The sequence below is a fragment of the Paenibacillus vietnamensis genome (genome assembly GCF_020169515.1).
Classification (GTDB): domain Bacteria; phylum Bacillota; class Bacilli; order Paenibacillales; family Paenibacillaceae; genus Pristimantibacillus; species Pristimantibacillus vietnamensis.
Genome location: NZ_JAHMHW010000014.1, coordinates 57,443 through 68,399, shown reverse-complemented (window position 1 = coordinate 68,399; position 10,957 = coordinate 57,443). Strand labels below are relative to the sequence as shown.

Below are 10,957 nucleotides of genomic sequence, written 5' to 3'. Positions count from 1 at the left end.
CAAATCCCGAGCCAATCGTTCCCAAAGATCCCTCCTCATCAGTCAGCCTCGTCATTTGCACCCTAACCTTCTTTTACCCACACAAAAAAAGCACACCCAAGGCGCCCCAAGCGCCTAAAGTGTGCTTCACTTTTAACTATTCAACTAGCTCCAGTATATCCTAGAACGGCATTTTCGACAAATCCGCCGGATTTTGCAAATCGATCAGCACCGCATGATCCGCCTGGGATACGACGCCCTCCGCCTCCAGCATCCAGAGCAGCTGCGTGCCGTCCGTTTTTTTCGGCTGGGAACGTTTCTCGTCCTTCTTCCCGGATACCGAAGCCTCTTCTTTGGCATGCAGCTTCAAATCGTTGCCGCCCCTGGCCAGCCGGTCGACGATCGACCTTGATTCCTCGGTCAAGCCCTGATCGACAATCGTTACCTTAACCTCCGTCCCCATCCACCGCGAAAAAGAAAACATCGAACGCACATACCATTCTAACCGATGCTGATTTTCATCCGCTACCAGCACGTAATGCTTGCCGGTCCGGTCGTTATCTTTTCGAAACCGATAAGCAAGATGCACCGACAATGCACACAAGACATAGATGCCGATAACCAGTAACAAAATCCCCCACATGGCGGCCACCTCCTCTTTGTGACACTATATGCCATGGAGAGCCCAGTGGTTCCGCCGGGTAAGGACAAGTCGACAAAATGTGCTATTTTTCCTACCTCTCACCCATATGCAATCGCTGTCATAGGTCCAAAAGCCGACAAAGAAACACTCTTGAACAAATCCCAGGATATGCTATCATTTAAATGCTATTCCACGCATATGTACTATATGTACATTATAGGAAGCGGGGGGATATGGTCACTATACATAGGGAGGCGATGAGGTATTTTTTTGAAGCGGACACTTAGGTTGTATGGGACCAGCAGTGTGACCGGCCTCTTAGACCCTACAACCTGACTAAAAGGAGAGTGAATGATGAGATATGTGAAAAAACCATTGTCCTTCAGCCTGGCCATCCTAATTTTTCTTTCATTATTGTTGAGCTCGCTGGTTATGGCCGCGGGGAATGATGATGAGGATCCCGTAGAGGAAACGCAGACTGCCGCCTGCTCCAGTTACTCCAATGACCGTGACTTCATTAAAATGCTGGGCAAAATCGAAAATCACGTCAATGTCCATCACGGCATCGTCGACAATAAGGACGGTACCGCAACGGCCTATTTCAAAACAACACAGGACTGTGTCCGAGTCAGCTTCTCTTCCTATGCATACCCGGACGGTACGATTCCAGACAGCAACGGAAGGCCCTTTGAAGTCCAAACTCACTTTGACGGCAAATCGATCGGATTCCCAACAGCCGGCAACCACGAGGTTACCATTAACGTTCCGAAATGCGCTCCCTTCCAAGTGGACGTATACAGCGGAGAGTTATTACTGACGATCGGCACAGGCGGTCATGCAGGAGCTTACGTTTATGCCCTGGTCAACCAGCAAGGCAACCAGAACGACTGCGCAACTCCTACACCTACAACTCCACCGACGGAATCGCCGACTCCTACACCTACGAATCCACCTACAGAATCACCAACTCCTACACCTACAACTCCGCCGACAGAATCACCAACTCCTACACCTACGAATCCACCGACAGAATCGCCAACTCCTACACCTACGAATCCGCCGACAGAATCGCCAACTCCTACACCTACGAATCCGCCGACAGAACCGCCAACCTCTACACCTACGACTCCACCTAGCGATACACCAACCCTATCACCGGAGCCGACAACAATCATTGAAGTTGATGAGGAAGAGATCCCTCGGGGTGGTGGTGACGATGACGGTGGGACGCCAGGAGGCGTTACCGAAAATACGGACGAAACCGTGCCAATCGACAAGCTTCCGAAAACCGGAGATACTAATCCGATGCCGTACTACTTTATCGGGTCGTTCGTTATAACGGCCGGACTGTTAACCTTGCGAAGCAGCCTGAAACGGCGGAATCAATCCTGATTCCATAGCAGCTGAACTCGTAGCAACTATCCCCATTATGCAAAAAAGGGCTATCTCAAATGGTCATAAAACGACCGGAGAGATGGCCCAGTTTTTGTGGCTTGCTGGAGTCAGGCCGTTCTTTGTAACGGACAAAAAAGATACCTAGACCCCATATTGTGCGATTCCTTCATTCTGACGGTCACCACGACGCTTTAAAGGCATGCTCACCTAGAAAGCAAACCGTCCGTCCGCCCTAAAAGACTTCCCTGTCCGTCAGCCGCCGACACTTGCTGCTTTGTCATTCTAAGCAGTGTTTATGTCCGTTACTTTACCTGAGCTTCTCTGCAACAGCCCGCAGCCCTGCCCTCCGCATTGCATTATCGCAATAATCCGCACCCTTACCCTCCAACGCCATTGCAATCCCGCAGCCTTGCCCCGTTGCAGGCTTCCCGGCATTGCTCCGTTGCAATGCTCTCCCGCAAAAGCTATTTTACTTCCTGCGTTACCCGGTTCAGCCGGTGGCGCAGCCAACCGATTTCCCCCTTCAGCGTCTGCAGCGGATCGGCGCCGAACCACTCCAGGGAGGCGAACTTGCCCGTCCTCCCGATCCGGTCGATAATCCTGCGGTAATCGACCGCACCGTCCGTCAGAGGAACCATCCCCTGCCGGCTGCCGCTCGCGGCATAGACCTGGTGGGGCTGAAACACGCTGCAATGGGCGAGAGAGATGACATTTTTTAGATGAAAATGCTCCACCCACGGCTCCAGTTTCTCGTAGCTTTCGAGCGGGTCATCCCCCGCTTCCCATAAATGAAGGAAATCCATATTCAGCTTAACCGCTTCGTGATCGACCTCCGTCATCAGCCGGAGAGCGGCCGCAAGGCTGTCGGCCAGCGTCCCCGGATGCGTCTCCACGAGCAGCTCGACGCCGCGGGCCAGGCACAGGTCGCCAAGGACGCGCAGCTGCCACACCGTCGTCTCAAACTCTCCTTCGCCCGCCTCCTTGCTGCCGCGCATGCCCGCAAAAGTACGGAGCTTGCCCGCTCCGAGCCAGCGCGCATACGTCAGCAGCTCCTCGCAGCGGGTAATCGTATCGGGAAAGTTGACCCCGCTTCCCACGTCCAAATAATCGCTGACCATCGACACGGCAAGACCAGCATCCGCCGGCATGCGCAGTCTGCCGTTCTTATGCTGCTCATACAAATTGCGGGCGTGAATGCCCCACACCTCCATGCCGTCGAAAGCATGCAGCCGGGCGAAATCGATCAGCTGGTCGAAGGAAATGAGCATATGGCGGAAGGAAATGGTGCACAGCGAACACTGCAAAAAACGGGAATCAGGCATCGATCAACCGCTCCTCCCGCGTTCCGGCATACCGGGCGGACCACAGTACAAGCTCCCGCTCCAATTCGAGCTTGATCCCTCGTTCGATCGCCTCCGCCTTATCCAGCGTGTCCAGCAGCGAAGGAAGCAGATCGGCTCGTCCGGTCAGCGATATTTTGACGGCGGTAAACTGCACGGTGTTGAAGGCCTGCACCAAATCGCGGATTTGCTGCGCCCAGTGCTCATAATTGTCCCGCGGCAGCTCCAGCTCGTCATGGAAAAACATCAGCGCATAATCGTACCCGTATTTCCGGATCACAATGACGTGCAGCTGCTTGAGCGCTTCCGCGAGCTGAGGCAGCCTCTCCGGCTGAGCGGCCATACGGACGGCGAGCTTGCGCAGGCCCGCGACGAGCTCGTTTTTTTCCGGGTCATGCCTGTCGTAAAAATACGCAGCCACCGCTTCCGGCGCCGGTGCCCGAACGGAATCCGCTTCGATATAAAAGCCGTCCGGATACCGGTTTTGGACGAACGCCTGAAGCACTTGCTCCCGGCTGACGATCCCTTCCCATTTCATGTCCGCGTCGAGCATGTACCATTCGTCCGACCGGCCGGTCGCATAGACCAGCACATAATGGGGGAACGGACTCAGATTATACTTGTTTTCCCGCTCCGGCATGAACGACATGTCGATCTGCACGACGACGTGCCGGTGCTTTGGAGCATTTTCGACAAGCTCTGCCAATCTATCCGCATTGGCGGCCGGGTCCCTCGCCGGGTCATGCCACTGAACCGTCCGGATGCCGAACAGCCGCTCGTACCAATCCATCGGCACGCCATGACCGGCCTCTTCGGCATAATACGACAAGCCCGAGTCCGTTACAGAAAAGTCCGAGTCCCACACATGGAAATAAAAAGGGCGGTAATCGACGTCGCTATGCCTTTTGATCACCTCGCACAGGCAGCTTACTACGCAGTGAACTTTAATCCGCTGTTCCTTCCACCCGAACATCATTTCCCCACCTCCTGAATTGCTCATGTTCTATACGGGACCGACCGGGGCAAGCCCCTCCATAAAGTCGAGCAGCGAGCCGACCGTGCCGAACACCCGCGGGTCGACCTCCTCCTCCGGTATGCGGAGCCCGAATTCCGCCTCGATCCACACCAGCAGCTGCAGCATCATCAGCGAATCGATGCGAAGGTCCTCGTTCAGCCTGTGCGATTCCTCAAGCGGCGGCAAACCCGCCAGCTGCAGCTTCGTTTCCATGAGCGTTCTAAGCTCCGATATTTTATCAACTCTACTCATTGGCTCAGGTTCGCCTCCTCCAGCAGTTTGCGGCTGATTTTGCCCGTTGCGGTTCTCGGCAGCTTGTCCACGCATTCGACCTTGGCCGGCACCTTGTAGGGAGGCAGCTTCGCCAGGCACCATGCGCGGACCTCGTCCGGCGTCACCTTTCCGTCGACTGCGACCATGCAGCAAACGATCTCTCCCATTACCGGATGCCGCCCCCGGTAGACGACGCATTCGCGGATGCCTTCGAGCGCGGAAATGATATTTTCCACCTCGGCAGGGTACACCTTGAGGCCGGCTACGTTGATGACATCGTCCACTCTGGCCAGCAGCTTCAGCTCGCCTGACTCCATGTATCCGAGATCCCCGGTTCGGATCATGCTGCCACCGGTTTCAATAACAATTTCCTTCGGCGAATCGTGAGCCGTTCCGGCTTCCAAGATTCGAATATGGCCAAGCGGCCTGCCGATATCTCCGCTCGCCTGCAGGTATCCGTTGATGCTGATGCAGCCCGCTTCAGAACAGCCGTACTGCTGCAGTACACGGTCCGCGAGCTTCGTCAGGTTGTCCAAAAGTCCTTGAGGCATCGGAGCACCCGAGCTCATCAGACGGTTAAACCGGAAGCCGGATGCCAGCGATGTCAGCACATGCAGCGTCAGCGGCACGCCGTACACGATATGATTCGGCGTATCCCGCAGCAGCGCCAGCGTAAGCTTCGGATTCGTGTAAGTTGCGATATGCGGAACCGCCTTCCGTTCCATGGCGGACAGCACGCCGGCGATCAAGCCGTAGGCATGGCTGACCGGCGAGATGACGACCGGCGTAACCCCTGCGTCAAGGCCGATCGCCTCGTTATAGGCTGCAATTTCCTCGGCTGCGGACGACCAAGATCGGCTGATCAGCTTTGGCTTGCCGGACGTGCCGGAGCTGAACAAGCAGAGCGAAGCTGCCTCTCCGGTCACATAAGCTTGCTCCGCGAGCGGCCAATAGCCGCCCTCAGCCGCATGAAAGACGAGGCCTTTGCAGCCTGCCTCCTGGGCCAGAGCTTTGGCCGTCTCGAGCGGCGTTTCGCCATGAAGCAGCAGCACCGATGCCCCCGCTTCCCGCAAATACAGCACCAAAGCGATCAGCTCGGCCGCGTCCGACATGACGACCGCGATCCGGCTTCCCGTCTGCCCGGCCTCCCGAAAAGGCGCGATGCCGCTATATTTTTTCCAAGCCGTATCCAGCTCCTGCTGCCCGTAAAACGTCTGATTGACGGCAAACAGCTTATTGTTCACAAGCGGATCTCCTCTCTGCTCTTAAGCGTTCGGTTCGGATGGAAGGCCGACAAAGGATTGGGCACCTCATGCGACAAACCTTTTGTCTGTGCGGCCAGCCGTTTGTAGGTCAGCTGCTCCACCCGGGTCGTCGGGGCGAACAAATCCAAAGCTTCAAACCGTGCTTTCCATTGTCCGTTCCTTTCTTGATGACTATGTATGCATTCGGACGTTAACCGCCAAAACCGTTCTTCCTCAAAGCCGTACTTGTCCTCCAGCAGCATCGCGAGCTCTCCGAGATTAACGAACAGCAGCGCCCCCAATGTCAAATAACGCAGCGGGTGGACGCTTTCGGCCTCGAAATTTGCCCGCTCCTCCTGAAGCTCGTAAAGCTCGTGAACAAGCGGCAAATCCGGACACAGCTCCGGCTGCCCGAGAAAAGAACGGCAGTACAGCACATCCTCGTGAAAATCCTTGAGTGCCAGCCGCTCGGGCAGCCCGTTCCGGTGCACCATCACCATATTTTGAGCGTGGGCTTCCAAAGCGACGCCGTGAACGGCGGCCATATGGGCAACGGGCAGCACGCATTTCTCTAATAGCCGGCTCAGCCAAGGCTCGATGCCATAGGTCTGCAGCCATGGATCGATAAACGGCGTGCCGTCCAGCTCTTCGGCAAACAAAGCGTAGAACGGTGTCGTTTCCTCGCTCTGCCGCAAATAACGATGCACGCTCTCCCGCCAAATGCAGCCTGCCGCCGCATACAGCGGGTGCTTGGCGGGGACGGGCTTGTGCCCCGAGCCTGCTTTACTGCCGTCTGACGGATGCGGATGGTGGTGCTGGCTTAACGGTTTCTCCTGTCTTTCGCGATGTACAGGCGGATCATACGTCACAGCCGCCGCTTCGCGCAGCAGAATCAGCCCCGCCTCCTCCTTCAAATAAGGGTCCCCGTCCACCAAAGCCTGCAGCCAGGCGGACAGCACCGGCGCCGTGACTGTATAGTGCGGCAGCAGCTGCCGGGAGCTCGACGTGTTGAGCAAATTCATCGACAGCTTCATATACGCCTTGCGCGGCTCCGTCCGGTTGGCCAGCGTGCGGATCGACTGCTGGGCGCGATAAACGTCAGTCGCGGCCCCGAGCATGACGATGCGCTTCAAGCGCAGCTCCTCGGCGCATGCCGGTGCGATCGCCCGGCGCCATTGCCAGGGATGCACGGGCAGCAGCAAGTAATCGGCCGGGTCGCATCCCTCGCCCCGCAAAACATCGTGCAGCGCCTGCACGCCTTCGGCGCCAAGCTCCCCGGACATATAGCCATCCAGCGTCATGTCCGGCAGCACGGCCGCCCGACTGTCCTCCTTATGGACGGCCAGCCACAAAGGCGTCAAGTCCCGGGCAAATTCCGGGCCGTAGGCGAGATGGTCGGCATGATCGAATCCGATCCGCGATTTGTAGCTCGGGTGGTAGCGGTGGCCGTCCATGACGGCCGATTCCAGCTCATCCCCGCCAAGCCCCCGAAGAACAGCACCGTTCTGAGCGCGAGCATATTGGGCGACGGCATCCTTCAAAAAGGTCTGCTCCAGCTCCTCCGCAAACGCGGCCAGCTTGGCCGGATCGGCGCCCGGGACATTCAGCGCCTCCCAGACGAACTGCCGGAGCGAAGAAGCCTCCGCCTCACTCTCATCATCTATTCGTATAATCGGGAAGTCAGCGAGTAACCGGATTCTTCCAAAGGTCAGCCTCCTGCGGCCGATGCACCGGTAGATAACCCTGCGGCCTTCGGCATCCCTTCCTTGCAGACTGAATATCGTATTTTGTCCATCCGTTTCCGTCTGCGGCGTCACGATGCCCTCATATAGGACCGATTCGGCCAGCTGCCGGAAAATTCTCCGGCGCACCCGCAGGCCGGCCTCCGATTGCATAGCGCGGGCGGCCATCAAATCTTGCTGCCAGACAGGTTCCATTTTGTTGCCTCCTTCGGCGCTTTGTAGATGTGGGACCATTTGAACAACAGGCCGTTAACCAGGCACAGCATGGAGGCGGCCAGCAGAGGCGCACCAAGTCCGGCCCGGATAGACAGGAATGAGGCGATCAGCGGAGACAGCAGCTCTCCCGCCGTCTGGAACGATACCATAACGCTGAACACCAGCGCCGCCTTCGCTCCTTGTTCCTTTTCGAACAAAATGACGTCAAGCACTGCCATCGTAATGGCCAGAAACATGCCGTACAGCATCCGCCCGATGATCAGGCCGGCAACGCCGTCCGTCAAAGCCTGCAGCATTAAACCCGCTGCCATCGCTCCGACGCCCGACAGGTAGACCGTATGCAGCCGGCCAGGCCTGCATATCCGTCCAAGGACGGGCAGAAGCAGCAAAGCAAAAGCGTGAGGCAGCAGATATAACAGCCCCGCAATATCCGTAGTCAGCCGGAAGGCCTCCTCTGCGTAAGGAGTGAAAAACGGCCGGACGATCTGGTTTGCTACCGTCAACGAGAAAAACAGCATGCCCAGCGTAAGGACATAACGACTCAGCAATGGTTTGCCGAGCGTGCTCTTCGGCTGCGCAGGCTCTCCTCCGGGCTCCAGCCCGGACTTCCAGCCCCGGAGCACCGCGATGCATACAAGCAGCTGTACGACGTCCGCTGCCGCTGCCCCGTAAAACAGCGTTAAAGGCTTCTCCATTGTGAGCATATGGGCTCCGGCGAGCGACGCCAGCAGGATGGCGGTATGGTGCACGGCATGGAATTTGGCCGCCGAGCCCGCCCGGCCGCCTTGATCGCCCAGCTCCATGACGATCGGATAGATGAGCATGTAGCTGCTTTTGAACAGCAGCAGCAGCACCGTCAGTACGATAAACTCCGTCGCGCTGCCCGCCGAAGCCAGCAAAGCCGTCGCGAGCGCCGTGCCGGCCTGCCCGGCCAGCAGCAGACGCTTCGCCTCCGCCTTACGGGCGAGCCAGCCCCAGACCGGGGAGCAAAGCACGACGGTCAACCGGCAAACAAACAAATAAAAGCCGGTATAGCTGTAATCCTCGATCCCAAACACCTGGCTGAAAAACTGCGTGTAATACGGCGAAAGCAGCATTTCCGTGAACAGGCCAAGAAAGACGCAGCCCAGAAGAGCAGCCTGCATGCGGCCTTTGGACCGCAGCGCCGGGGTTCCGCCAGCCTGTATCATAGGCCTGCTCCGAACTGCTGAAAGATGTTCTTTTCCCTGACCGGATACACCTCGCGGCCCGCAAGCCGGTTAATAATGACGCTGTTCCGGTGGGCGCCGAGGCCGAGATCGGGAGCGCCGACGCCATGCGTATGCAGCTCGCCGTTCTGAATATAAATGCGGTTGTTCCCGCCGGTACGCAGCTTCAGCTCGTAATCTCCGGTAATGTCATATCGCCCCTTGGCATCCCTTTGGATGTAAGGCTCGAGCGCACTTAGGCAAGCCGGTTCAGCCTGCTCGTAGCCGGTCGCCAAAATAACGATATCGCTGTCATGCTCAAACGCGGCATCCTGCTGCAGCTGCCGGCATTGCAGACGGAACTCTTCGCCCCCGTCCCCGGTCGGGATTAGCCGCTCCACTTCCGTGCAGGCCATCAGCCGCACGCGTAGGTTTTCCGCCCCGCCAGCTCCGGCATCGTACAAGGCGTCGTAAATATCGGCAATCGTCCGCGCGCTGATCCCTTTGTACAGCAGGTTTTGCCCGGCACGAATTTCGTCCTTGCTCTCCTGCGGCAGCCCGTAGAAGTAGCGCGTATAATCGGGTGAAAAATGCTCGAGTCCCAGCTTCGAATATTCCATCGGAAAAAATCCCGCCGACCGCGTAAACCAGTCCAGCCGATAGCCGTGCTCCTGCTGTGATTTCAGCAGATCCAGCGCAATTTCCGCCGCGCTCTGCCCGGAGCCGACCACCGTCACCGAGCGGGCCTTCAGGCAGCGTTCCCTGTTCGGCAAATAATCGGCCGAGTGGAACACATTGGCCCCGACCGGCGTTCTGAGCCGTTCGGGAATACGCGGACGGCTGCCGACGCCGAGCACCAGATGACGGCTGTAACACCGGAGCGTTCGCCCTGTCCCCGGCTCCCGTGCTTCTACCGCGAACCGCGCTCCAGTGCGGTCTTCCTCCAGCCGTACGTCGGCTGCCTCCCAGCCGAAGCGGCAGGAGGCCAGCCTTTCGGCCGCCCACTGGCAGTAATGGTTGTACTCGCTCCGCGGAATATGAAACTTTTCCAAAAAGTAAAAATGATAAAGCCTGCCATGCTCGTGCAAATAGTTTAAAAAGCTGAGCGGATGCGTCGGGTCGGCCATCGTCACCAGATCCGCAAAAAACGGTACCTGAAGCGTCGTACCCTCGATCATCATCCCGGCATGCCAGTCGAACCGCGGCTTGCGTTCGAGAAAAACAGCTTCCATCTCCGGAACGCGTTCCAGCAGTGCGGCAAGCCCCAGATTAAACGGGCCGATCCCGACTCCCAGCACGTCAAGCGTTTCCGGGACACCGGCAGCGGCGTCATACTTCGACATTCGTCTTCTCCCTCTCTCTATCCAATGCTTCAAACGTTTCTCGCTCGCACAGCATCAAGGCCGCCGTCTTGTCCGGCAAATGAACCTCGCGCTGAAAGCGGAAGCCGCATTTTTCGAAAATATGGCGCATCTTCGCATTCCGGATATCCGGCTCTGCAACAATCCGTCTCGTTTCCTCATGCAGGAACTGTACTCGCATCAGCGCCATCAGCAGCGGCTGCGCATAGCCCTGCCCAAGATACTCCGGCGGACCGATCAGCAGATGAACCCCCTGGTCCCCTTCCTCCACGTCGTAATAGCGGCCGATAATGTCCGATTCCGACCAATACGATTCGAAATAGCTCATGGGGACGCCGTCCAGCTCGCCCATGCATAACGTATGATGCGTGTCGGCCAAGAACCGTTCCAAATGGCTGCGGTAAGCGTCCAGCGGAAGGTTAAGCTGCCAGAACGGTACGACGTGCGGCTCCTGATGCCAGGCATGCAGCCGCAGCAAATCGTCCTTCATCGTCACCGGACGGAAGGAAATCGTTTTGCCTATGGTCGGATCCTTGAAGGATGCCAGCCCTGGAGCCTCGAA

Annotated in this window: 10 protein-coding genes; 1 reads left to right on the top strand and 9 read right to left on the bottom strand. The window is 57.5% G+C overall.

All coding sequences use genetic code 11. The features are described from left to right. Nucleotides 1–160: 160 nt before the first annotated feature. Complete coding sequence (locus KP806_RS21155; protein ID WP_224725735.1) at nucleotides 161–622, bottom strand: hypothetical protein; 462 nt, start codon at nucleotides 620–622, stop codon at nucleotides 161–163. A 432-nt stretch (nucleotides 623–1,054) separates the two neighbouring features. Between KP806_RS21155 and KP806_RS21150 the strand changes: the two genes are divergently transcribed. Then, nucleotides 1,055–2,014, top strand: coding sequence for an LPXTG cell wall anchor domain-containing protein (locus KP806_RS21150; protein WP_224725734.1), 960 nt, complete (start codon nucleotides 1,055–1,057; stop codon nucleotides 2,012–2,014). 467 nt (nucleotides 2,015–2,481) lie between these two features. Here KP806_RS21150 and KP806_RS21145 read toward each other — a convergent pair whose 3' ends face one another. The 8 genes from KP806_RS21145 to KP806_RS21110 are packed head-to-tail and all read right to left on the bottom strand — an operon-like array spanning nucleotide 2,482 to nucleotide 10,918. After that, nucleotides 2,482–3,339, bottom strand: a complete 858-nt coding sequence (locus KP806_RS21145) for a sugar phosphate isomerase/epimerase family protein (protein ID WP_224725733.1) — start codon at nucleotides 3,337–3,339, stop codon at nucleotides 2,482–2,484. Further along, on the bottom strand, nucleotides 3,332–4,333 hold the full coding sequence (locus KP806_RS21140; protein WP_224725732.1) for a DUF6005 family protein: 1,002 nt from the start codon (nucleotides 4,331–4,333) through the stop codon (nucleotides 3,332–3,334). Before KP806_RS21140 ends, KP806_RS21145 begins: the two co-directional genes overlap by 8 nt. 27 nt (nucleotides 4,334–4,360) lie before the next feature. Further along, nucleotides 4,361–4,624 (bottom strand): phosphopantetheine-binding protein, encoded by a 264-nt coding sequence (locus KP806_RS21135; RefSeq protein WP_224725731.1) that lies wholly within the window; start codon nucleotides 4,622–4,624, stop codon nucleotides 4,361–4,363. Continuing rightward, nucleotides 4,621–5,889: an AMP-binding protein gene (locus tag KP806_RS21130; protein ID WP_224725730.1), complete on the bottom strand. Its 1,269-nt coding sequence runs from the start codon at nucleotides 5,887–5,889 to the stop codon at nucleotides 4,621–4,623. The genes KP806_RS21135 and KP806_RS21130 overlap by 4 nt, the downstream gene beginning before the upstream one ends. Further along, nucleotides 5,886–7,826: an IucA/IucC family protein gene (locus KP806_RS21125; RefSeq protein ID WP_224725729.1), complete on the bottom strand. Its 1,941-nt coding sequence runs from the start codon at nucleotides 7,824–7,826 to the stop codon at nucleotides 5,886–5,888. The genes KP806_RS21130 and KP806_RS21125 overlap by 4 nt, the downstream gene beginning before the upstream one ends. After that, entirely contained in the window at nucleotides 7,799–9,037 is a 1,239-nt protein-coding gene (locus tag KP806_RS21120) for an MFS transporter (protein ID WP_224725728.1), read from the bottom strand. Before KP806_RS21120 ends, KP806_RS21125 begins: the two co-directional genes overlap by 28 nt. Then, nucleotides 9,034–10,377, bottom strand: coding sequence for a lysine N(6)-hydroxylase/L-ornithine N(5)-oxygenase family protein (locus KP806_RS21115; protein ID WP_224725727.1), 1,344 nt, complete (start codon nucleotides 10,375–10,377; stop codon nucleotides 9,034–9,036). The genes KP806_RS21120 and KP806_RS21115 overlap by 4 nt, the downstream gene beginning before the upstream one ends. Beyond that, nucleotides 10,364–10,918: a GNAT family N-acetyltransferase gene (locus KP806_RS21110; protein ID WP_318153748.1), complete on the bottom strand. Its 555-nt coding sequence runs from the start codon at nucleotides 10,916–10,918 to the stop codon at nucleotides 10,364–10,366. The genes KP806_RS21115 and KP806_RS21110 overlap by 14 nt, the downstream gene beginning before the upstream one ends. Nucleotides 10,919–10,957 lie beyond the last annotated feature (39 nt).

Excerpts from the sequence above, each read along its gene's own strand:
- KP806_RS21145 (WP_224725733.1), bottom strand. The coding sequence starts at position 3,339 with ATGCCTGATTCCCGTTTTTTGCAGTGTTCGCTGTGCACCATTTCCTTC.
- KP806_RS21125 (WP_224725729.1), bottom strand. The coding sequence starts at position 7,826 with ATGGAACCTGTCTGGCAGCAAGATTTGATGGCCGCCCGCGCTATGCAA.
- KP806_RS21115 (WP_224725727.1), bottom strand. The coding sequence starts at position 10,377 with ATGTCGAAGTATGACGCCGCTGCCGGTGTCCCGGAAACGCTTGACGTG.
- KP806_RS21140 (WP_224725732.1), bottom strand. The coding sequence starts at position 4,333 with ATGATGTTCGGGTGGAAGGAACAGCGGATTAAAGTTCACTGCGTAGTA.
- KP806_RS21135 (WP_224725731.1), bottom strand. The coding sequence starts at position 4,624 with ATGAGTAGAGTTGATAAAATATCGGAGCTTAGAACGCTCATGGAAACG.
- KP806_RS21155 (WP_224725735.1), bottom strand. The coding sequence starts at position 622 with ATGTGGGGGATTTTGTTACTGGTTATCGGCATCTATGTCTTGTGTGCA.
- KP806_RS21150 (WP_224725734.1), top strand. The coding sequence starts at position 1,055 with ATGGCCGCGGGGAATGATGATGAGGATCCCGTAGAGGAAACGCAGACT.
- KP806_RS21120 (WP_224725728.1), bottom strand. The coding sequence starts at position 9,037 with ATGATACAGGCTGGCGGAACCCCGGCGCTGCGGTCCAAAGGCCGCATG.